The organism is Bradyrhizobium oropedii (genome assembly GCF_020889685.1).
Taxonomy (GTDB): Bacteria; Pseudomonadota; Alphaproteobacteria; order Rhizobiales; family Xanthobacteraceae; genus Bradyrhizobium; species Bradyrhizobium oropedii.
In genome coordinates, this window is the sequence record NZ_JACMYO010000143.1 from 1 (window position 1) to 22,293 (window position 22,293).

At 64.7% G+C, this 22,293-nt stretch carries 22 protein-coding genes and 1 pseudogene; 20 read left to right on the top strand and 3 right to left on the bottom strand.

The window, feature by feature from the left end; genetic code table 11:
• From H8A95_RS30830 to fabZ, 13 genes and pseudogenes are all read left to right on the top strand, one after another.
• Positions 1 to 183 (top strand): hypothetical protein (locus H8A95_RS30830; protein ID WP_229186609.1); only part of this gene is annotated, 183 nt, incomplete at its 5' end.
• A 106-nt stretch (positions 184 to 289) separates the two neighbouring features.
• Positions 290 to 817 (top strand): DUF2846 domain-containing protein, encoded by a 528-nt coding sequence (locus tag H8A95_RS30835; RefSeq protein WP_163161334.1) that lies wholly within the window; start codon positions 290 to 292, stop codon positions 815 to 817.
• Between the two features lie 235 nt (positions 818 to 1,052).
• Positions 1,053 to 2,045, top strand: coding sequence for a 30S ribosomal protein S2 (locus H8A95_RS30840; protein ID WP_229186610.1), 993 nt, complete (start codon positions 1,053 to 1,055; stop codon positions 2,043 to 2,045).
• A 127-nt stretch (positions 2,046 to 2,172) separates the two neighbouring features.
• The gene (gene tsf / locus H8A95_RS30845) at positions 2,173 to 3,096 is read left to right on the top strand and encodes a translation elongation factor Ts (protein WP_229186611.1); all 924 of its coding nucleotides are present in this window, start codon (positions 2,173 to 2,175) and stop codon (positions 3,094 to 3,096) included.
• A 69-nt stretch (positions 3,097 to 3,165) separates the two neighbouring features.
• Positions 3,166 to 3,882, top strand: coding sequence for a UMP kinase (pyrH, locus tag H8A95_RS30850; protein WP_229186612.1), 717 nt, complete (start codon positions 3,166 to 3,168; stop codon positions 3,880 to 3,882).
• A 73-nt stretch (positions 3,883 to 3,955) separates the two neighbouring features.
• Entirely contained in the window at positions 3,956 to 4,519 is a 564-nt protein-coding gene (gene frr, locus H8A95_RS30855) for a ribosome recycling factor (protein WP_229186613.1), read from the top strand.
• A 20-nt stretch (positions 4,520 to 4,539) separates the two neighbouring features.
• A complete protein-coding gene (locus tag H8A95_RS30860; protein ID WP_229186614.1) occupies positions 4,540 to 5,298 on the top strand; it encodes an isoprenyl transferase in 759 nt (252 codons plus the stop codon).
• A complete protein-coding gene (locus H8A95_RS30865; protein ID WP_229186615.1) occupies positions 5,295 to 6,164 on the top strand; it encodes a phosphatidate cytidylyltransferase in 870 nt (289 codons plus the stop codon). Before H8A95_RS30860 ends, H8A95_RS30865 begins: the two co-directional genes overlap by 4 nt.
• A gap of 4 nt (positions 6,165 to 6,168) precedes the next feature.
• Positions 6,169 to 7,395 (top strand): 1-deoxy-D-xylulose-5-phosphate reductoisomerase, encoded by a 1,227-nt coding sequence (gene dxr, locus H8A95_RS30870; protein ID WP_229186616.1) that lies wholly within the window; start codon positions 6,169 to 6,171, stop codon positions 7,393 to 7,395.
• 44 nt (positions 7,396 to 7,439) lie between these two features.
• The gene (rseP, locus tag H8A95_RS30875) at positions 7,440 to 8,591 is read left to right on the top strand and encodes an RIP metalloprotease RseP (RefSeq protein WP_229186617.1); all 1,152 of its coding nucleotides are present in this window, start codon (positions 7,440 to 7,442) and stop codon (positions 8,589 to 8,591) included.
• 174 nt (positions 8,592 to 8,765) lie between these two features.
• Positions 8,766 to 11,309, top strand: coding sequence for an outer membrane protein assembly factor BamA (gene bamA, locus H8A95_RS30880; RefSeq protein WP_229186618.1), 2,544 nt, complete (start codon positions 8,766 to 8,768; stop codon positions 11,307 to 11,309).
• Positions 11,310 to 11,341: 32 nt separating this feature from the next.
• Positions 11,342 to 12,402 (top strand): annotated as a pseudogene (lpxD, locus tag H8A95_RS30885) (UDP-3-O-(3-hydroxymyristoyl)glucosamine N-acyltransferase).
• Positions 12,402 to 12,860: a 3-hydroxyacyl-ACP dehydratase FabZ gene (gene fabZ / locus H8A95_RS30890; RefSeq protein WP_016841580.1), complete on the top strand. Its 459-nt coding sequence runs from the start codon at positions 12,402 to 12,404 to the stop codon at positions 12,858 to 12,860. Before lpxD ends, fabZ begins: the two are co-directional and overlap by 1 nt.
• A 15-nt stretch (positions 12,861 to 12,875) precedes the next feature.
• Here the strand turns inward: fabZ and H8A95_RS30895 are convergent, their stop codons facing one another.
• Positions 12,876 to 13,199, bottom strand: coding sequence for a KTSC domain-containing protein (locus H8A95_RS30895; RefSeq protein WP_229186619.1), 324 nt, complete (start codon positions 13,197 to 13,199; stop codon positions 12,876 to 12,878).
• A gap of 149 nt (positions 13,200 to 13,348) precedes the next feature.
• On the opposite strand from H8A95_RS30895, the gene lpxA reads away from it, so the two are divergent.
• From lpxA to H8A95_RS30920, 5 genes are all read left to right on the top strand, one after another.
• The gene (gene lpxA / locus H8A95_RS30900; protein WP_229186620.1) at positions 13,349 to 14,143 is read left to right on the top strand and encodes an acyl-ACP--UDP-N-acetylglucosamine O-acyltransferase; all 795 of its coding nucleotides are present in this window, start codon (positions 13,349 to 13,351) and stop codon (positions 14,141 to 14,143) included.
• A gap of 19 nt (positions 14,144 to 14,162) precedes the next feature.
• Positions 14,163 to 15,020 (top strand): LpxI family protein, encoded by an 858-nt coding sequence (locus H8A95_RS30905; RefSeq protein ID WP_229186621.1) that lies wholly within the window; start codon positions 14,163 to 14,165, stop codon positions 15,018 to 15,020.
• Positions 15,020 to 16,198 (top strand): lipid-A-disaccharide synthase, encoded by a 1,179-nt coding sequence (lpxB, locus tag H8A95_RS30910; RefSeq protein WP_229186622.1) that lies wholly within the window; start codon positions 15,020 to 15,022, stop codon positions 16,196 to 16,198. The genes H8A95_RS30905 and lpxB overlap by 1 nt, the downstream gene beginning before the upstream one ends.
• 112 nt (positions 16,199 to 16,310) lie before the next feature.
• Positions 16,311 to 16,970, top strand: coding sequence for an SRPBCC family protein (locus tag H8A95_RS30915; RefSeq protein ID WP_229186623.1), 660 nt, complete (start codon positions 16,311 to 16,313; stop codon positions 16,968 to 16,970).
• Between the two features lie 5 nt (positions 16,971 to 16,975).
• Complete coding sequence (locus H8A95_RS30920) at positions 16,976 to 17,311, top strand: ArsR/SmtB family transcription factor (RefSeq protein ID WP_229186624.1); 336 nt, start codon at positions 16,976 to 16,978, stop codon at positions 17,309 to 17,311.
• A 34-nt stretch (positions 17,312 to 17,345) separates the two neighbouring features.
• Here the strand turns inward: H8A95_RS30920 and gltA are convergent, their stop codons facing one another.
• Positions 17,346 to 18,647: a citrate synthase gene (gene gltA / locus H8A95_RS30925; protein WP_163152086.1), complete on the bottom strand. Its 1,302-nt coding sequence runs from the start codon at positions 18,645 to 18,647 to the stop codon at positions 17,346 to 17,348.
• A 160-nt stretch (positions 18,648 to 18,807) separates the two neighbouring features.
• Positions 18,808 to 20,229: a glutamate--tRNA ligase gene (gene gltX / locus H8A95_RS30930; RefSeq protein WP_229186625.1), complete on the bottom strand. Its 1,422-nt coding sequence runs from the start codon at positions 20,227 to 20,229 to the stop codon at positions 18,808 to 18,810.
• 178 nt (positions 20,230 to 20,407) lie between these two features.
• On the opposite strand from gltX, the gene H8A95_RS30935 reads away from it, so the two are divergent.
• Both H8A95_RS30935 and H8A95_RS30940 read left to right on the top strand, forming a co-directional pair.
• Entirely contained in the window at positions 20,408 to 22,087 is a 1,680-nt protein-coding gene (locus H8A95_RS30935) for a glutamine--tRNA ligase/YqeY domain fusion protein (protein WP_229186626.1), read from the top strand.
• 34 nt (positions 22,088 to 22,121) lie between these two features.
• Positions 22,122 to 22,293, top strand: a 172-nt coding sequence (locus H8A95_RS30940; RefSeq protein ID WP_476727255.1) for a Cif family virulence factor, incomplete at its 3' end; no start/stop codon positions are given.

A 22,293-nucleotide genomic window follows, 5' to 3' on the forward strand; every position in this document is an offset into this window, starting at 1 on the left:
GCGGTGAAGCCTGCCGCTGCGCCGCCACCCGCGGCGGGGGCCGATGGCGACGTGTCGCTGGTGATCATGCTGGACCTCGAAACCGAGGTCGAGATGAAGCTGCCCGGCCGCTACAAGGTCTCGCCGCAGATCGCCGGCGCGATCAAGGCGGTCGCTGGCGTGGTCGACGTGCAGACGCTGTAGGCGACGATCCCGGCGACGCTGCGGAAAGCCAACTTCGGCTTAAGCACTATTGCAACCACACCGTGCTTCTTTCTATGGTCGCCCTGAGGGGAATTTCGGGGGCGGAATGTTTGGACGTTATGCGGCCTTGCTGGCCGGTGTGTTGATGGTGGCGGGCTGCGTGAGCGATGGTGTCGGCACCGACTATGCGGCGACCTCGCAGAAGTTTGGGCCACCGAAGCCGGGACATTCCCGTGTCGTGGTGCTGCAGGAGAAGCGCAAGGGACTGAGCATGGCGATCTGTGCCTGCGACGTGAAGCTCGATGGTGAGCCGATCGGCAAGATCGCTATCGGAACCTATGCGTTCGCCGATCGTCCCGCCGGCCGGCATCAACTGGTTGCAAGTGAGGTCATGTTTCCCGGCGAGACCACGCACAACTTCGCAACCGAGCCGGGCCGCACCTATTTCTTTCTGGTGAAATCGAGCGAGCGGCATGATTCCGTCGCGGGAGTAACATTGGTGGGAGGTTTGGTCGGTGCCGTCGTCGCATCGGCCGCGACTGCGAACGCCGGCAATCCCGGGCCGGCCGATTTCGTTGCATTGGACGAGGCGACTGCGCGCACGACGTTGGCGGACCTGCAATTGGCGCAGTAGGGCTGCCCGGCCGGGCCATACCGGGCCAATTCGGGCCAAAACGGGTCGGTTCCAGGTGCAAAGGGCTCATCCGGCCGCGGTAACCGGCCGTATTTCCTTGCTTCTGGCGCAAATCAGGCTATATAGCGCGCCATCTCACACGGAAACATGGCTCAAAAGGCCGTCCGGTGGCAGCCGGGCCATAAGGCTCGTCTGCTCACACGTTTCCGGAGGAACCAACCGGAGAATTATCACTATGTCGCTACCCGATTTTTCTATGCGTCAGTTGCTTGAAGCTGGCGTACACTTTGGCCACCAGGCCCACCGCTGGAACCCGAAGATGCAGGATTACATCTTCGGCGCCCGCAACAACATTCACATCATCGACCTCGCGCAGACCGTGCCGATGCTGCACCGTGCCCTGCAGGCGGTCAGCGATACCGTCGCCAAGGGCGGCCGCATCCTGTTCGTCGGCACCAAGCGCTCGGCCCAGGACGGCGTTGCCGACGCCGCCAAGCGTTCGGCGCAGTACTTCGTCAATTCGCGCTGGCTCGGCGGCACGCTGACCAACTGGAAGACGATCTCGGCCTCGATCAAGCGGCTGCGTCATCTCGACGACGTGCTCTCGTCGGGCGAAGCCAGCTCCTACACCAAGAAGGAGCGGCTGACGCTGCAGCGCGAGCGCGACAAGCTCGATCGCTCGCTCGGCGGCATCAAGGACATGGGCGGTCTTCCCGACATGATCTTCGTGATCGACACCAACAAGGAAGACATCGCGATCCAGGAAGCCCAGCGGCTCAACATCCCGGTCGCTGCGATCGTCGACACCAATTCGGACCCGAAGGGCATCACCTACGTGGTGCCGGGCAATGACGACGCCGGCCGCGCGATCTCGCTGTATTGCGACCTCGTGGCGCGCGCCGCCATCGACGGCATCTCGCGCGCCCAGGGTGACTCCGGAATCGATATCGGAGCGTCGGCTGCGCCGGTGCAGGAAGAGCTTCCGGCGGCCGCGCCGTCCGGCTTTCAGGGGCTGGCCGGCCCGCGTGGCACTGCCGACAACCTCAAGAAGCTCACCGGCGTGTCCGGTGCGATCGAGAAGAAGCTCAACGACCTCGGTGTCTTCCACTACTGGCAGCTCGCCGAGCTCGATCACGACACCGCGCACAAGATCGGCGAAGAAGTCGGTCTGCCGAGCCGTGCCGACGCCTGGGTCGCTCAGGCCAAGACGCTCGCCGAAGCGGAATAAAAGTTACGCGGCATGGCCGGGCCTCGCCCGGCCGCCGCTTCCATTCCACGAACAACGATTTCCCTGTCGCTGACAGCGGCGCCATCGGGCGCCGCGGTTCCTCTACAGGCAAGAAGGACATTGAACGATGGCGACGATCACAGCAGCGATGGTCAAGGAGCTCCGCGAGTCGACCGGCGCGGGCATGATGGATTGCAAGGCGGCGCTGACCGAGAATAACGGCGACATGCAGGAGGCCCAGGATTGGCTACGCAAGAAGGGTATCACCAAGGCCGCCAAGAAGTCCGGCCGTGTCGCGGCCGAGGGCCTGATCGGCGCGCTTACCCAAGGTACCAAGGGCGTGCTGGTCGAGGTCAATTCCGAGACCGACTTCGTTGCGCGCAACGAGCAGTTCCAGGGCCTGGTCAAGATGATCGCCCAGGTCGCGCTGAAGCATGGAGCCGATGTCGAGGCCATCAAGGCGTCCAAGGTCGGTGACGCCACCGTCGAGACCGCGATCTCCGACGCGATCGCGACCATCGGCGAGAACATGACGCTGCGCCGCGCTGCCTCGCTCGAGGTGAGCAAGGGCGTGGTGTCGAGCTACGTCCATAACGCCGTCATCGATGGCGCCGGCAAGATCGGCGTGATCGTGGCGCTGGAGTCTACCGGCAAGACCGACGAACTCGCGGCCCTCGGCCGTCAGCTCGCCATGCACGTGGCGGCGGCGAAGCCGCTCGCGCTCGACCCGACCGGGCTGGATCCGGAGACCGTCAAGCGTGAGAAGGACGTGCTGGCCGACAAGTACCGCCAGCAGGGCAAGCCGGAGAACGTCATCGAGAAGATCGTCGATTCCGGCCTGAAGACCTACTACAAGGAGGTCTGCCTCCTCGATCAGGCTTTCATCCACGACAGCGGCAAGTCGGTTGCCCAGGCGGTGAAGGAAGCTGAGGGTAAGGTCGGCGGGCCGATCAAAATCGCTGGCTTTGTGAACTATGCTCTCGGTGAGGGAATCGAGAAGCAGGAAAGCGACTTCGCCGCCGAAGTCGCGGCCGCCAGCGGCAAGAAGTAACCGCTGACACCGGGCGTCCGGCGTACCCGCCGGAAGCCTGCCTGCGCGGGATAAGAAAGCGATCGCATCATGGCCGAGCCGATCTATCGTCGCGTGGTGATCAAGCTGTCCGGCGAATATCTGGCCGGCTCCCACGGCTTCGGTATCGATCAACCGACGGTCGATCGCGTCGCCGACGACCTGATCGCGGCCCGCAATCTTGGGATCGAGGTCGCCGTCGTGATCGGCGGCGGCAACATCGTCCGCGGCGTCGAGGTGTCGTCGCGCGGCGTGTCCCGGCCGACCGGCGATACCATGGGCATGCTTGCGACTATGATGAACTGCCTCGCGCTCGAGGCGGCGATCGAGCGCAAGGGGACCCCGGCGCGGACCTTGTCGGCATTCGTGATGCCGGAGATTTCCGAGCTGTTCACCCGTAGTGCAGCGCACAAATATCTCGCCGAGGGACGCATCGTCCTGCTCGGTGGCGGAACCGGCAATCCGTTCTTCACCACCGATACCACCGCCGTGCTGCGTGCGGCCGAGATCGGCGCGCAGGCGGTGCTGAAAGCCACCAATGTCGACGGCGTCTACAGCGCCGATCCGAAGAAGGACCCCAAAGCCAAGCGCTTCGACCGCCTGACCCATTCGCAGGCGATCGAGGGCGGCTACAAGGTCATGGACGCGACTGCTTTCGCACTTGCCCGCGAGACGTCGCTGCCTATCATCGTGTTCTCGATCGCGGAGCCCGGTTCGATCGGTGCGATTCTGCGCGGTACTGGACACGGCACGGTCGTCGCCGGCTGATTGCCGCGCCGCCGGGTCCAGACTCTGGACCCGAGGGCGTCGATAGCCGGTTTCTAGTGAAGGGAGAAACGTCATGGCCGCAGCTGGTTTTGACATCAACGACGTGAAGCGCCGCATGCAGGGCGCCGCACAATCGCTCAAGCACGAGCTCGGTGGCCTGCGCACCGGCCGCGCCGCGGCGTCCATGCTCGAGCCGGTCCAGGTCGAGGCTTACGGCTCGCATATGCCGCTCAACCAGGTTGCGACCATCAGCGTACCCGAGCCGCGCCTGCTCTCGGTGCAGGTCTGGGACAAGACGATGGTCAAGGCGGTGGAGAAGGCAATCGTCGACTCCAACCTCGGCCTGTCGCCGGCGACCGAAGGACAGGTGCTGCGGTTGCGGATCCCCGAGCTCAACGAGGAGCGCCGCAAGGAGCTCGTCAAGGTCGCGCACAAATACGCCGAAGCGGCCAAGGTCGCGGTACGCCACGTCCGCCGCGACGGCCTCGACGTCATCAAGAAGCTTGAGAAGAATCACGAGATCTCCGAGGACGACCAGGAGCGCCTGTCGAACGAGGTGCAGAAGGCGACCGACGGCGTGATCGCCGAAGTCGATCAGCTGCTTGCTGCCAAGGAAAAGGAAATCCTGACGGTCTGAAGGCCTACGGGAACCAGCCGATGTCGAACGCCGCCGCCCCAGCAACTGACGGACCGGATCGCTCCGGCAGTCCGTTGCATGTGGCTGTTATCATGGACGGCAACGGGCGCTGGGCCGCTTCGCGCGGCCTGCCGCGCGTCGAGGGCCATCGCCGCGGCGTCGAGGCGCTGCGCCGCGTGGTGCGTGCCGCCCATGAACTCGGCATCCTCTATCTCACGATCTTTTCCTTCAGCTCGGAAAACTGGTCGCGGCCCGCCACCGAGATCGGCGATCTGTTCGGCCTGCTGCGCCGCTTCATCCGCAACGATCTGGCGACGCTGCATCGTGACGGGGTGCGGGTGCGGGTGATCGGCGAACGCGACGGGCTCGACCCCGACATCTGCGCGCTGCTCAGCGAGGCCGAGGAGCTGACGCGGAACAACGTCAAGCTCAACCTGGTGGTCGCCTTCAACTACGGCTCGCGGGCGGAGATCGCTGCCGCAGCCCGGCGCCTTGCGCGCGAGGTCGCCGACGGCAAGCGGGACGCCAACTCCATCGATGCCGACACGCTCGGGCAATATCTCGATGCGCCCGATATTCCCGATCCGGATCTGATCATCCGCACCAGCGGCGAACAGCGGCTGTCGAACTTCCTGATGTGGCAGGCCGCCTACAGCGAGCTGGTGTTCGTGCCGATTCACTGGCCGGATTTCGACAAGGCGGCACTCGAAGGCGCGATTGCGGAATACGGCAAGCGCGAGCGCCGGTTCGGCGGGCTCGCCGCGAAAACCGGCTCGTGACCGAGGGCGAGGCCGCGTCGGCGGCAGCAAGCGAGCAGCCGCCGGCAGCCGGCGAGCAGGGGTCGCGCAACCTCGTGATGCGCGTGGCTGCGGCGGTGGTGCTGGCGCCGGTCGCGATCGCACTGGCCTATATGGGCGGCATCGCCTGGTCGCTCCTGGTGACGCTTGTTGCGGTCGGCCTGTTCGCGGAATGGCTTGCCGTCACCGGGCTCGGACGCGAGCTCCGCGTCGTGGTGCCCGGCGTGGTTGCGTTGCTGCTCGCCGGACTTTGCCTGATGGCGGGCCGTATCGATGCGGCACTGGTCGTGCTCGCGGTCGGTGCGGTCGTTGTGGCGCTGACATCGGGTGCGCGACGCAACTGGGCGATTGCGGGATTGCTCTATGCGGCAGGGGCCGAGATCGCATCGGTGCTGCTGCGCCATGATCCGGCGAAGGGCTTTGCCGCGCTGATGTTCGTGCTGCTGATCGTATGGGTCACTGATATCGGCGGCTATTTCGCGGGCCGCAGCATCGGCGGGCCGAAGCTGTGGGTGCAGGTCAGTCCGAAGAAGACCTGGGCCGGCGCGGCTGGCGGTTTCGTGGCGAGCCTGCTTGTTGCCGCCGGCTTTGCCGCCTTCGAGATCGGGACGACCGGTCCGCTGCTATTGCTCGGAGCCATGTTGTCGGTGGTCTCGCAGCTTGGCGATCTCTTCGAATCCGCTGTGAAGCGGCGGTTCGGAGTGAAGGATTCCAGTCACATTATTCCCGGCCATGGCGGCCTTCTGGATCGCCTGGACGGATTTGTCGCAGCCGTCATTGTGGCGGCGATTTTCGGCTTTCTCCGCGGTGGTGCCGATGGCGTCGGGCGCGGTCTTATGGTTTGGTGATGAGATGAGCGCTGTTCCGTTGCGTAACAACAAGGCCGCGGCGGCATCCGCCGTGCGGACCGTGACCGTCCTCGGTGCCACCGGCTCGATCGGCGACAGCACGATGGATCTGCTGCGTGGCGCGCGCGATCGTTACCAGGTCGAGGCGCTGACCGCGAACAGCAATGTCGAGGGCCTCGCCAAGCTGGCCAAGGAGTTCGGTGCGCGGTTCGCCGCCATTGCCGATCCGGCGAAGCTGTCAGAGCTGAAGGACGCGCTGGCCGGAACCCGGATCGAATGCGGGGCCGGGGAGAGCGCGATCATCGAGGCGGCCGCTCGGCCTGCGGATTGGGTGATGGCGGCGGTCAGCGGCGCTGCCGGACTGAAACCTGCGCTTGCCGCGGTCGATCGCGGTGCCACGGTTGCACTCGCCAACAAGGAGTGCCTGGTCTGCGCCGGTGATATCTTCATGGAGCGCGCCAAGAAGGCCGGCGCCTGCATCCTGCCGGCGGACTCCGAGCACAACGCGCTGTTCCAGGCGCTGGCCTCCGGCAATCGCGAGGAACTGACGCGGGTGATCATCACCGCGTCCGGCGGACCGTTCCGAACCTGGGCACCCGCCGACATCGAGCAGGCGACGCTGGAGCAGGCGCTGAAGCATCCCAATTGGAGCATGGGGCAGAAGATCACGATCGATTCCGCCTCGATGATGAACAAGGGCCTCGAGGTGATCGAGGCGTCCTATCTGTTCGCGCTGGCGCCGGACGAGATCGACGTGCTGGTGCACCCGCAGTCGATCATCCACGGCATGGTCGAGTTCTCCGATCGCTCGGTGGTCGCGCAGCTCGGCACCCCCGACATGCGGATCCCGATCGCGCACTGCCTCGGCTGGCCCGACCGGGTCGTCGGCCCGTCAGCCAAGCTCGATCTCGCCAAGATCGGTCAGCTCACCTTCGAGGCGCCGGACTTTCAGCGCTTCCCGGGGCTGCGGCTGGCTTACGAGGCGCTGCGCGCCGGGCACGGTGCGACGACGGTCTACAATGCCGCGAACGAGATCGCGGTCGCTGCGTTTATTGCCGGCAAGATCAAGTTCGGTGCGATCGCCCGGCTGGTCGAGGCGACGATGAATGATTGGATCAGGTCGGGGAATCAGCCACCACTGCACTCGGCGGATGATGCGATTTCCGTTGACCATATCGCGCGAAATAAAGCTGCCGCCCTATTGCCTCAAATTGCCTTAAAGGCAACCTAGAGGGTCGGGGACGGAGCTTAATCGCTCTTGTCGAGGGGAGTCAGATGCCCGAGTATTTTCTTCATAGTATCAATGCGTTGAGCCATGGGCTCCTCGGCTATATCGTTCCCTTTCTCTTCGTCCTGACCATCGTCGTCTTCTTTCACGAGCTCGGCCACTTTCTGGTCGCGCGCTGGGCTGGCGTGAAGGTGCTGACGTTCTCGCTGGGCTTCGGGCCGGAGCTTGCCGGCTTCAATGACCGGCACGGCACGCGCTGGAAGATCTCGGCGATACCGCTCGGCGGCTACGTCAAATTCTTCGGCGACGACAGCGAGGCATCGACGCCGTCGACCGAATCGCTCGCCGCGATGACGGCGGAAGAGCGCGAAGGCAGCTTCCATCACAAGTCGGTCGGAAGGCGCACCGCCATCGTTGCGGCCGGTCCGATCGCGAATTTCATTCTCGGCGCCCTGATCTTCGCGGGCATGGCGCTGTATTACGGCAAGCCGAGCACGATCGCCCGGGTCGACGGCCTGGTGGCCGAAAGCGTCGCCGCGAATGCAGGCTTCAAGGTCGGTGACGTCGTCGTGGATATCGACGGCAGCACGATCCAGAGCTTTGCCGACATGCAGCGGATCGTAGCTTCGAACGCTGGTTCAGAGCTTGGCTTCAAAGTGAAGCGGGATGGCGCGGTCGTCGCGCTCAAGGCGACGCCGGCGCTCAAGGAGGTCAAGGACCCCTTCGGCAATGCGCACCGAATCGGTGTGCTCGGAATCGAGCACAAGGCTCAGGTTGGCGAAGCCTCCAGTGCTCCGGTCGGCGTCTTTGAAGCCTTGAAGATCGGCGTCGAGCAGGTCTGGTACATCATTGCCAGCACCTTCAAGTTCCTGGGGTCGCTGTTCGTTGGGACCGGCAATCCGGGAGAGGTGAGCGGTGTCATCGGAATCGCGAAGCTGTCGGGGCAGGCCGCGAGCGCTGGTTTCCAGTTCGTGGTCAACCTTTGCGCCATCCTGTCGGTCTCGATCGGGCTGCTGAACCTGTTTCCGATCCCGCTTTTGGATGGCGGACACCTTCTGTTCTACAGCGCCGAGGCGCTTCGTGGTCGTCCGCTGTCGGAGCGGACGCAAGAGGTGGGTTTCCGAATCGGATTGGGTTTGGTTTTGATGTTGATGGTGTTTGCGACATACAACGACATCCTCAGGATCGCCGGGTCCTGAAACGGGCTTTTTTGTGGCGTTGCCGATGGGCAACGTCTTGGAACGAAAACGAAATGTTCAGCTGTAGGAAGTTTGCCCCCTTGGCAAAGTTGGCTACAAGCTGAGCGGCAGGTTGGGAATCTGTCGGGCCGTTGGGGAACGGTCCGGCATTGCTAAGATAAGGGCGCGTTGCGCATGATGTTTGGAATGCGAGTGAGGGGGGGCTTGTTTGCCGCCTTGGTCATGTTCGCCGCGCCAGTGGCGGCCACCTTGGCGGCCGTAGCTGTGTCTGCGCCTGCGTATGCGCAGACGGTCGATTCGATCACGGTGGAGGGGAACCGCCGCGTCGAAGTCGAAACCATCCGCTCCTATTTTCATCCCGGACCGGGCGGCCGGCTGGGTCAGGCGCAGATCGACGACGGTCTGAAGGCGCTGATCGAGACCGGGCTGTTTCAGGACGTCCATATCGATCAGCGGGGCGGGCGCCTCGTCGTGGTCGTGGTCGAGAATCCCGTGATCGGTCGCGTTGCCTTCGAGGGCAACAAGAAGGTCAAGGACGAGCAGCTCACCGCCGAAGTCCAGTCCAAGCCGCGTGGCACCTTCTCGCGCCCGATGGTTCAGTCGGATGCCCTGCGCATTGCCGAAATCTACCGTCGCTCGGGTCGTTACGACGTGCGGGTCAATCCGCAGATCATCGAGCAGCCGAACAACCGCGTCGACCTGATCTTCGAGGTCAATGAAGGCGTGAAGACCGGCGTGCGGTCGATCGAGTTCGTGGGCAACAATGCCTATTCGGCGTCCCGTCTGCGCGACGTCATCAAGACCCGCGAATCGAATCTCCTGAGCTTCCTCGGCGGCAACGACGTCTATGACCCCGACCGGGTCGAGGCCGACCGTGACCTGCTGCGCCGCTTCTACCTCAAGAACGGCTATGCCGACGTCCAGGTCGTGGCCGCGCTGACCGAATACGATCCCGACAAGAAGGGCTTCCTGGTTACCTTCAAGATCGAAGAGGGCCAGCAGTATCGTGTCGCGGCCGTCAACTTCAATTCGTCGATCGCAACGCTCGATCCGAACGCGCTGCGCTCGTACTCGCGCGTCAATGTCGGCTCGCTCTACAACGCCGAGGCGCTGGAGAAGTCCGTCGAAGAAATGCAGATCGAGGCGTCCCGCCGCGGCTACGCGTTCGCGGTGGTCCGGCCGCGCGGTGATCGCAATTTCGACAATCACACCGTGTCGATCACCTTCGCGATCGACGAAGGTCCGCGCACCTACATCGAGCGCATCAACATCCGCGGCAACAGCCGCACGCGCGACTACGTGATCCGTCGCGAATTCGATATCTCGGAAGGCGACGCCTACAACCGAGCGCTGGTCGATCGTGCCGAGCGCCGGCTGAAGAACCTCGACTTCTTCAAGACGGTGAAGATCACCACGGAGCCGGGCTCCTCCAGCGATCGCGTCATCCTGATCGTCGATCTCGAGGAGAAGTCGACCGGTGACTTCTCGGTGTCGGGCGGCTATTCGACCACCGACGGCGCGCTGGCTGAAGTCAGTGTCTCGGAGCGCAACCTGCTCGGCCGCGGCCTATTCGCCAAGGCGTCGGTGACCTACGGCCAGTACGCCCGCGGCTACTCGCTGTCGTTCGTCGAGCCGTATCTGCTCGACTACCGCGTCGCGCTCGGCCTCGACTTCTACCAGCGCCAGCAGCTGTCCAACAGCTACATCGCCTACGGCACCAAGACGCTGGGCTTCAGCCCGCGGCTCGGCTTCAGCCTGCGGGAAGACCTGTCGCTGCAGTTGCGCTATTCGATCTATCAGCAGGAAATCACCCTGCCGTCGACGCTGAACAACTGTAACAACGTGCCGTTCCTGGCCGACGGTGTGACGCCCAATCCGGCGTTCAATCCGAGCCCGGCCTATGCGAACCTGAACGGCATCAGCCTGGTGTCGACCAATGGTCTCGGCTGCTTCTTCGACGGCGAGGCCTCGCTGCCGGTCCGCAAGGAACTGGCGGGTGGCAAGACGCTGACGTCGGCGCTGGGCTACACGCTCAACTACAACACCCTCGACAACAACAAGAACCCGACCGACGGTCTGATCGTCGACTTCAAGCAGGACTTCGCCGGCGTCGGTGGCGACGTCAGCTACATCAAGAGCGCGATCGACGCGAAGTACTACACCCCGCTGGTCTCCGACATCGTCGGCGTGATCCATGCCCAGGGCGGCATCCTGAACAAGCTCGGGAGCCAGGATCTGCGCATGCTCGATCACTTCCAGATGGGTCCGAACCTGGTCCGCGGCTTCGCGCCGAACGGCATCGGTCCGCGTGACATCAACCCGTACGGCACCATGGACGCCATCGGCGGCACCAAGTACTGGGGCGTGTCGGCGGAACTGCAGATGCCGTTCTGGTTCCTGCCGAAGGAAGTCGGGCTCAAGGGCGCGGTCTATGCCGACGCCGGCGGCCTGTACGACTACAAGGGCCCGACCTCGTGGGCGGCGACGGGCGAAGTCAACCAGCCCGGCTGCATCAAGCCGACGAACAACCCGCCGACTCCGGGCACCTGCCTTGGTCTGAGCTATGACGACAGCAAGGTTGTCCGTACCTCGGTCGGTGTCGGTCTGATCTGGCAGTCGCCGTTTGGTCCGCTGCGCTTCGACTACGCCGTGCCGCTGACCAAGGGGGCGTATGACCGCGTGCAAGAATTCCGGTTTGGTGGCGGTACGACCTTCTAACACCGCTGCCCGACCGGACTGCGACGGATGGAATGGCGCAGCCGATCTTCTTCAAGAGTCCTCCTTCGTCATCGCTGGCTGAAATAGCCACGCTGACGAAGGCGCAACTGGTCGACCCCGCGAGGGGCGCGCTTGAGATCAGGGGGCTAGCCTCGCTCGACGAGGCCGGTCCGATGCATCTCGCCTTTTTCGACAATCTCAAATATGCCGACCAGCTCGCCACGACCAAGGCCGGCGCCTGTCTGGTCAGCCCGCGCTTCGAGGCGCAGGTACCGAAGGGCACCGCTGTGCTGCGGGCCGCCAAGCCGTTCCAGGTGTTCGTCGAGCTCGCCCGTGAATGGCATGCGACGCGCTGCGGCCGCAATCCTGGTTCGGCACCGAGGGCATCGCGCCGTCGGCGATCATCGATCCCACCGCGCGTCTCGAGGACGGCGTCATCGTCGATCCCCTGGTCGTGATCGGCCCGCGGGTCGAGATCGGCGCCGGCACCATCATCGGCGCCGGCGCTGTCATCAGTGCCGACGTCAAGATCGGCCGCGACTGCAATGTCGGCGCCAAGACCACCATCCAGTTCGCGCTGATCGGCAACAACGTGCTGATCCATCCGGCCTGCAATATCGGCCAGGACGGCTACGGCTTCATCTTCTTCGGGCCGAAGGGCCACGTGAAGGTGCCGCAGACCGGCCGCGTGGTGATCCAGAACAATGTCGAGGTCGGCGCCGCCTCGACCATCGACCGCGGTTCCCTGCGCGACACTGTGATCGGCGAGGGCACCAAAATCGACAACCAGGTCCAGATCGGCCACAATGTGACCATCGGCCGGCACTGCCTGCTCGCGGCCCAGATCGGCCTCGCCGGCAGCCTGACGATCGGCGACAATGTTGCGCTCGGCGCCAAGGTGGGTATCAACAACCACCTCAAGATCGGCGACGGCGCCCAGGTGACGGCGATGAGCGCGGTCAAGGACGACATTCCGGCCAACGGTCGCTGGGGCGGGCATTTCGCCAAGCCGACCAAGCAGTGGTTCAGGGAAATTATCGCGGTGGAGCGCCTGGTGCGCGACAACGAAACCAAAGGCAAGGAACAGGAGTGATGGAGGAGGCACCGGTCAAATTCGAGCTCGTGGATATCAACGATATCCTGAAGACGCTCCCGCATCGCTTTCCGATGTTGCTGATCGACCGCGTGATCAAGATCCGCACCGACTACAGCGGTATCGGCATCAAGAACGTCACGTTCAACGAGCCGCCGTTCCAGGGGCATTTCCCGGATCGTCCGGTGTACCCGGGCGTGATGATGATCGAGGCGATGGCGCAGACCGCCGGTGTGATCGGCATCAAGTCGGTCGAAGGCACCGAGAAGCCGCGCGCGGTGTATTTCCTCACCATCGACAAGTGCAAGTTCAGGAAGCCGGTGATGCCCGGCGACACCATCGAATACCACATGCGCTCGCTCGGCCGCCGCAAGACGATGTGGTGGTTTCACGGCGATGCCAAGGTCAACGGCCAGGTCGTCGCCGAGGCCGATGTCGGTGCGATGCTGACGGATTAAAGCGCGCTACTCAGGTCACGACGTCGTGCAGGCATAGCGGCCGTCCGCGCCTGCGATCCGCAGGACGCGATTGAGGTAGACGCCCATCGAGGATGCGTTCATCAGCGCATCGTGGGTCTCAGTGGGGACGTTGCAATAGTGCTGGTAGCTGCCTCGTACCGCGACCAGCAGCGTGCGCTCGCTTGCGCTGTAGCAGACCCGCTGGACGATCGTGCTGCGATTGATGTCGCGGCATTCGAAGGTCGAGAGATCGACGGTCGTGCTATTGCCGAGATCGGCCGTCTCCGGACCGATCGGCAGAGATAACAGGCTGAGGATCAGCGCGCCGGCCCGGACCATCTGTCGGTTGCGACCTTCTCGTTTGCAACAGGCCGTCATGATACGTCACTGGACAGGGCGGGCAAAGTCGCGCTAACGACCGCCCAAATCGACAGCATCGCGTCTTGATAGCACCTTGGCGCCGTTAACGAATTCCGGATCGAAACTTCATGAGCATGATCGACCCCACTGCGCGGATTGCGGATGGCGCTGTGATCGGGGCCGGCACCGAGATCGGTCCGTACTGCGTCATCGGCCCCAATGTCGTGCTCGGCGAGAACTGCAAGCTGATCGCGCATGTCACGATCAGCGGCCACACGAAGATCGGCGCCGGCTGCGTCATCTCGCCGTTTGCCGCGCTCGGCGGGCCGCCGCAGGATCTGAGCTATCGCGGCGAGCCGACCCGTCTCGAAGTCGGCGAGGCCTGCACGGTCCGCGAAGGCGTGACGATGAACGTCGGCACGGTCAAGGGCGGCGGGCTTACCCGCGTCGGCGATCGCGGCTTCTTCATGAACAACAGCCATGTCGGCCATGACTGCATGGTCGGCAACGGCGTGATCTTCGCGACGTCGGCGACGCTCGGCGGCCACTGCGAGATCGGCGACTTCGTCTATATCGGCGGCCTGTCGGCGGTGCACCAGTTCACCCGCGTCGGCTCGCAGGTGATGATCGGCGGCGTCTGCGGCGTGCGCGGCGACATCATCCCGTTCGGATTGGCCAACGGTCAGTACGCGGTGCTCGAAGGACTCAACATCATCGGCATGCGGCGGCGCCAGTTCACCAAGGCGCGGCTGGCTGTGGTGCGTGCGTTCTATCAAAAGCTGTTCCACGGCCCCGGCATCTTCGCTGAACGGCTGGCCTCGGTGCAGCCGCTGGCTGCCGAGGATCCGGCGATCGCGGAAATCCTTGCCTTCATCGAGGGCGGCAAGCTCCGGCCGCTCTGTCTTCCCGCCGACGTCAATTGAGCAGGGGATGGCCGCCAGCATGACGTCAGCGGCTCCCTCGCTTTCCTCGCCGGTCGGCGTGATCGCCGGCGGCGGCGCCATGCCGTTCGCGGTCGCAGATCAGCTCACCGCGCGCGGCATCACGCCGGTGCTGTTCGCGCTGCGCGGTGCCTGCGATCCGGCGCGCGCGCAGCGGTTTCGTCACCGCTGGATCTCGGTCGGCCAGCTCGGACGCGCGACCCGGCTGTTCCGCGACGAAGGCTGCCGCGACCTGATCTTCATCGGCACCCTGGTGCGTCCCGCGCTGTCGGAGATCCGGCTCGACTGGGGTACGCTGCGGCTGCTCGGCCATGTCGTGCGTGCGTTCCGCGGCGGCGACGATCATTTGTTGTCGAGCGTCGGCCGCATCCTCGAGCAGCAGGGCTTCCGCATGGTCGGCATCAAGGATGTCGCGCCCGATCTCCTGATGCCTGAGGGCGCCGTGACGCGCACGACGCCGGATAGCACCGCGCTCGCCGATATCGCGCGCGGACGCGGCGTGCTCGACGCGCTCGGCCCGTTCGACATCGGCCAGGCAGCTGTCGTGATCGACGGCCACGTGGTTGCGGTCGAGGATATCGAGGGCACCGACGGATTGCTGGCGCGCGTGGCGCGGCTGCGCGCCGAGGGCCGCATTCGCGCCAAGGCCGGCCGCGGCGTGCTGGTGAAGGCGCCGAAGAGCAAGCAGGATCTGCGCTTCGATCTACCGACCATCGGCCCGCGGACGGTCGAGGGCGCGGCGGCGGCGGGCATCGCGGGGATCGCGGTGATCGCCGGCAACACGCTGGCCGCCGAGCCGCAGGCCCTGATCGAGGCTGCGGATGCCAAAGGGCTGTTTGTCATCGGACTGGCCGGCTGATGCAGGCGCACAGTCCCAGCACCGGCCGCAAGATCTTTCTCATCGCGACCGAGGAATCCGGCGACCGCCTCGGTGCGGCGCTGATGAAGGTGCTGCGCCAGCGGCTCGGCGATGCCGTGCAATTTTCCGGCGTCGGTGGCCGGGCGATGACCGCCGAGGGCATCGAGCCGCTGTTTCCGATCGAAGATCTCTCGATCATGGGCTTTGCCGCCGTCGTCAAGCAATTGCCGAAGATCCTGCGATTGATCCGCCGCACTGCCGATGCCGTGCTCGCCGACGCGCCCGATATGCTCGTCATCATCGACAGCCCTGACTTCACGCATCGCGTCGCGCGCCGCGTTCGCGCCCGCAACCCGAACATCCCGATCGTCGACTACGTGTCGCCATCGGTCTGGGCCTGGCGGCCGGGCAGGGCGCGCGCGATGCGGCGCTATGTCGATCACGTGCTCGCGCTGCTGCCGTTCGAGCCTGAGGAATATCGCAAGCTGCAGGGACCGCCGTGCAGTTATGTCGGCCATCCACTGACCGAGCAGTTCGCTTCGCTCCGGCCGAACGAGGAGGAGCAGAGGCGGCGCGATGCGCAGCCGCCGGTCCTGCTGGTTCTGCCGGGAAGCCGGCGCAGCGAGATCAGGCATCATCTGGCGCTGTTCGGTGCGGCGCTCGGCCAGCTCAGCAAGCAAACGCCATTCGAGCTCGTGCTGCCGACCATGCCGCATCTCGAGGCGATGGTGCGCGAGGGCGTCGCATCGTGGCCGGTGGTGCCGCGCCTTGCGATCGGCGAGACGGAGAAGCGCGCAGCCTTCCGCGTGGCACGCGCCGCGCTCGCAAAATCAGGCACGGTGACGCTGGAGCTCGCGCTGTCAGGCATTCCGATGGTGACGGCCTATCGCGTCGGCGCTGCCGAGGCATTCATCCTGCGCCGTGCCATTCGGGTGTCGTCGGTGATCCTCGCCAATCTCGTGATCGGCAGCGACATCATCCCCGAATTCCTGCAGGAGGACTGCACGCCGGACAAGCTCGTGCCGGCGCTCGCCGATGTGCTCGCGGACTCGCCCGAGCGATTGCGGCAGCTCGTGGCGTTCGCCACGATGGACGGAAAGATGTCGACCGGCGACCAGCCGCCGAGCGTCCGCGCCGCCGATATCGTGCTGACGGAAATGGGCCGGCATTCGACCTAGCCGTCGATCATGACCGCGTCAGCGGCGACATACGGCCGCAACGGTTCCGCTTGCCTCGAATATTTAGACCATACTAATATTAGCTTAAGCTAATATTAAGGTGGAGCCTGCCATGAGGATCGATCCTGTCGCCTATGTCGGAGCCGTCGTTCGCGAAGTCGCCGTCCGGGAACGCGACGGCAAGCCTGCGCGGGCGGTGATCGCGACCCGCAGCTACGACACCGACATCGCGGACCTCTGGGACGCGCTGACCAACCCCGAGCGGATTCCGCGCTGGTTCCTGCCGATCTCGGGCGATCTGAAGCCTGGTGGCCGCTACCAGTTCCAGGGGCAGGCGGGCGGTGAGATCACGACGTGCGAGCCGCCGCGCCGGCTTGCCGTGACCTGGGAAGCGATGGGCACCGTCAGCTGGGTCACGGTGACCCTGGCCGACGTTGGTGCCGGCGGCACACGGCTCGAGCTGGAGCATCTCTCGCTGATCGAGGGCGACTTCTGGGATCGTTACGGACCCGGCGCGGTCGGTGTCGGCTGGGACCTCGCTTTGATCGGGCTCGCGCTCTACGTCGCCGCGGGCCCTGGCGGGCAATTCGATCGCGCCGCCGCGGAAGCGTGGCCCGGCTCCGAAGACGGCAGGGATTTCATCCGCCGCAGCAGCGCGGACTGGTGCAGCGCCTCGATCAAGGCAGGTACGGACGAGGCGGCGGCGCGCAGGGCCGGGGCCAACACGACGGCGTTCTACCTGGGTGAGCCCGAGCCGGGCGGCGGAGGCTAGCGGCCGTGCACGCCTTCGACATTCTCGGCGATCCCGTCCGCCGGCGCATTCTGGAGGTGCTGGCGACCGGAGAGCACAGTTCGGGCGATGTCGTTGCCGTCGTGCAGCGCGAATTCGGCATCACCCAATCGGCGGTCTCGCAGCAGCTGCGGATCTTGCGGGACGCCGGTTTCGCGTCGGTGCGCGCCGACGGCACCCGCCGCATCTATGCCGTGGAGCCGGGACGGCTGCGCGAGGTCGACGACTGGCTCGACCGGTTCCGCGCGTTGTGGCTGCCGCGCCTCGATGCGCTGGCGACCGAAGTTGCGCGGGGCAAACGAAAACGGCGCCATCAGGATTGATGGCGCCGTCTCGGATCGTCGTTACGGACGAAGCTTACTTGCGCTTGTCGATCGTCACATAGTCGCGGCGCGCCACGCCGGTGTAGAGCTGGCGCGGACGGCCGATCTTCTGCTGCGGATCCTCGATCATCTCGCTCCACTGGCTGATCCAGCCGACGGTGCGGGCGACCGCGAACAGCACGGTGAACATCGAGGTCGGGAAGCCCATCGCCTTCAGCGTGATGCCCGAATAGAAGTCGACGTTCGGGTAGAGCTTGCGGTCGATGAAATAGGGATCGCTGAGCGCGATCTTCTCGAGCTCGAGCGCGACCTTGAGCATCGGGTCATCGCCGTGGCCGGTCTCGGCCAGCACCGCGTGACACATCTTCTGCATGATCTTGGCGCGCGGATCGTAGTTCTTGTAGACGCGATGTCCGAAGCCCATCAGGCGGACTTCGCTGTTCTTGTCCTTCACCTTGGCGATGAACTCGGGGATCTTGTCGACCGTTCCGATCGAGGACAGCATCGCGAGCGCCGCCTCATTGGCGCCGCCATGGGCCGGGCCCCACAGGCAGGCGATGCCGGCCGCGATGCAGGCGAACGGGTTGGCGCCGGAGGAGCCGGCGATACGCACCGTCGAGGTCGACGCGTTCTGCTCGTGGTCGGCATGCAGGATGAAGATCTTGTCGAGCGCGTCGGCGAGCACCGGGTTGATCTTGTAGTCCTCGCACGGCACCGCGAAGCACATCTGCAGGAAGTTCTCGGCAAAGGAGAGCGAGTTCTTCGGATACACGAAGGGCTGGCCGATGGTGTACTTATAAGCCATCGCCGCCAGTGTCGGCACCTTCGCGATCATCCGCATCGAGGCGATCATGCGCTGCTTCGGATCGTTGATGTCGGTGGAGTCGTGGTAGAACGCGGCGAGCGCACCGACCGCTGCGACCATGATCGCCATCGGGTGCGCGTCGCGGCGGAAGCCCTGGAAGAAGCGGGCCATCTGCTCGTGCACCATCGTGTGATGGATCACGCGATAGTCGAAATCCTTCTTCTGCGCCGGGGTCGGAAGCTCCCCGTAGAGCAGCAGGTAGCAGGTCTCGAGGAAGTCGCCGTGCTCGGCGAGCTGCTCGATCGGGTAGCCCCGGTATTCGAGGATACCGGCGTCGCCGTCGATGTAGGTGATCTTCGACTGGCAGCTGCCGGTCGAGGTGAAGCCGGGGTCGTAGGTGAACACCCCGGCCTGGCCGTAGAGCTTGGCGATGTCGATGACATCAGGCCCAACCGTGCCGCTCAGGATCGGGAAATCGTAGTTCTTGTTGCCGATGGTGAGTGTGGCTGTCTTGCTGGATTTTGCGTCCATCGTGATATCCCCGATGAATTCGTTGCGAAAACCGACCTTGCCCAGTCGCTAAATTGCGGCCCGTGGCGGGGCGGAACGGCTTGTGGAGAAAGCGTCCGGGATTGGGTAGCTCATTGCAATGTGCGCTGCAAGATGGACCCTGGAGGGGGTCCATGCAGGATCACGCCGCCTGATCGCCGAGGCGGGCAAGGCACTCCTGGCGTCCCAGGACGGCCAGCACGTCGAATATGCCCGGCGACGTCGTGCGTCCCGTCAGCGCCACCCGCAACGGCTGGGCGACGGCGCCGAGTTTCAGATTGTTCTGCTCGGCGAAATTCCGCATGGCGGTCTCGGTGGTCTCCGCCGTCCAGTCGTTCACGGCTTCCAGCGAGGTGCGCAGGCGGCCGATCAACGCGCGTGTTTCCGGCGTGAGTAGCGCTGCCGCTTTCGGATCGAGCTCAAGCGGCCGATCGGCGAAAATGAAGTAAGCGCTCGCGATCAGCTCGATCAGCGTCTTGGCACGCTCCTTCAGGCTCGGCATCGCCCGCAGCAATTGCGCGCGGGTGGTGTCGTTGAGCTTGGCCTTCAGCGCGGCGCCGTCAGGAACATAATCCAGCACGCTCTCGAACTGGGTCACGAGGGATTGATCGTCGCTCTGCCGGATATAGTGACCGTTGAGGTTCTCCAGCTTGGCGAAGTCGAACCGTGCCGCCGAGCGGCCGATGCCCGAGAGGTCGAACGCGTCGATCATCTCCTGGGTCGAGAAGATCTCCTGGTCGCCATGGCTCCAGCCAAGCCGGACCAGGTAGTTGCGCAACGCCGACGGCAGATAGCCGAGCGCGCGGTAGGCATCGACGCCGAGCGCGCCATGGCGCTTCGACAGCTTCGAGCCGTCGGGCCCGTGGATCAGCGGAATGTGGGACATGCTCGGCAGCTCCCACTCCAGTGCGTCGTAGATCTGCTTCTGCCGCGCGGCGTTGATCAGGTGATCGTCGCCGCGGATGATGTGCGTGACGCCCATATCGTGGTCGTCGACCACGACTGCGAGCATGTAGGTCGGAGTGCCGTCACCGCGCAGCAGGACGAGGTCGTCGAGGTTCTCGTTCTGCCAGACCACGCGGCCCTGCACCTGGTCCTCGATCACGGTCTCGCCGGTCTGCGGCGCCTTCAGGCGGATGGTCGGCTTGACGTTACCTGGCGCGGTCGCCGGATCACGGTCACGCCACATGCCGTCATAGAGGCGGGTGCGGCCCTCGGCGCGCGCCTTCTCGCGCATCGCCGCCAGCTCCTCCGGCGTGGCGTAGCAGTAGTAGGCCCGCCCGGCGGCGAGCAGGCCCTCGGCGACCTCGCGGTGGCGGGCGGCGCGGCTGAACTGGTAGATGACGTCGCCGTCCCAATCGAGCTCGAGCCACTTCAGGCCGTCCAGGATGGCGTCGATCGCCTCCTTGGTTGAGCGTTCGCGGTCGGTATCCTCGATCCGGAGCAGCATCTTGCCGCCGAGCTTCCTGGCATAGAGCCAGTTGAACAGCGCGGTACGGGCGCCTCCGATATGGAGGAAGCCGGTCGGTGAGGGGGCGAAGCGGGTAACGACGGAATTGGTCATGATCGCGTGCGACGTATGCTGGAATGGGCGGTGGTGTATAGCAGGAACCGGACATAACTAAAGCCTCGGTTGACCTTTTGCCCGTCAAACCAGGCTTGAAAGCACACTCGAAACCAGGCTTGGCCGGGCCGCCCGAATTTGGCAGAAGGTTGAGCTGACTCCTCCAGGGAACCCATTGATGACGACTGACACGACGGCAGAGGCAGGGCGCGACTTCATCCGCGACATCGTCCAGGCCGATCTCTCCTCCCACAAGCACAACCGGATCGTGACCCGATTCCCGCCGGAGCCGAATGGCTACCTGCATATCGGCCACGCCAAGTCGATCGCCCTGAATTTCGGCATCGCGCAGGAATTCGGCGGCCAGTGCAATTTGCGCTTCGACGACACCAATCCGACCAAGGAGGAGCAGGAGTACATCGACTCCATCCAGGCGGACGTCCATTGGCTCGGCTACGATTGGGGAACCAATCTCTTCTTTGCGTCGGATTATTTCGAGCGCCTGTATGATTGGGCCGAGGGCCTGATCAAGGCGGGCTATGCCTATGTCGACGACCAGTCGCAGGAGGAAATCCGCACTTCCCGCGGTACGCTGACCGAGCCCGGCAAGAACTCGCCGTTCCGCGACCGTTCCGTCGAGGAGAACCTCGACCTGTTCCGCCGCATGAAGGCCGGGGAGTTCTCGAACGGCGCCCGCGTGCTGCGCGCCAAGATCGACATGGCGTCCGGCAACATCAACCTGCGCGACCCCGTGCTGTACCGCATCCTGCACGCGCACCATCCGCGCACCGGCGACAAATGGTCGATCTATCCGAGCTACGACTACGCGCACGGCCAGTCGGACGCCATTGAAGGCATCACCCATTCGATCTGTACGCTGGAGTTCGAAGATCACCGCCCGCTCTATGAGTGGCTGCTCGACAAGCTGCCGGTGCCCTCGAAGCCGCGCCAGTACGAAATGGCGCGTCTCAATTTGACCTACACGCTGCTGTCCAAGCGCGTGCTGACCCAGCTCGTCCGTGACGGGCACGTCTCGGGCTGGGATGATCCGCGGATGCCGACCGTCGCCGGCCTGAAGCGGCGCGGCGTACCGCCGGCCGCGGTGCGCGAATTCATCAAGCGCATCGGCGTCGCCAAGGCCAACAGCGTGGTCGATGTCGGCATGCTCGAATTCTGCATCCGTGAGGAGCTGAACCGCACGGCGCTGCGCCGCATGGCGGTGCTGCGGCCGCTCAAGGTGGTGATCGAGAATTATCCGGAAGGGCAGGTCGAGGAGATCGAGGCGATCAACCATCCCGACAATCCGGAAGCCGGCACCCGCAAGATCGCCTTCGGTCGCGAGCTTTATATCGAGCGCGACGACTTCATGGAGAACCCGCCGAAGAAGTTCTTCCGCCTCTCGCCCGGCAATGAGGTGCGGCTGCGCTATGCCTACTTCATCAAGTGTACCGGCGTGGTGAAGGACGACGCCGGCGAGATCGTCGAGCTGCGCGCGACCTATGACCCCGCGACCAAGGGCGGCAACGCACCCGACGGCCGCAAGGTGAAGGCGACGATGCACTGGCTGCCGGCGGCGCAGTCGAAGCCGGCGGAGATCCGGATCTACAACCAGCTGTTCGCCAACCCGAGCCCGAACGCCGCCGATTTCGCCGCCGACCTCAACCCGCACTCGCTGGAAGTGTTGACCGATGCGCGGGTCGAGCCTGCTATCGCCGAGGGCAATTCACCCGACGTGATGCAGTTCGAGCGGCAGGGCTATTTCGTGCGCGACGCGGACTCGACGCCGGACAAGCTCGTGTTCAACCGCACCATCGGCCTGCGCGATACCTTCGCCAAGGAAGTCGGCGGCAAGGCTTAGGTGCTCCAGCGCGGACAACGGACGGAGGCGATCGATGCCTGATGAAGCCGACGAAATCGCCTCCGCCATCATCGCGAGATGGTCTGCGGGTTTCGGCAAGCTCGATGCGGATGCGCTGGCCGCGCTCTATTCGAAGAGCGCGTTCTTCTTCGGCTCGAACCCGACGCTCTATCGCGGCCGCGACGGCGTCAAAGCCTACTTTGATG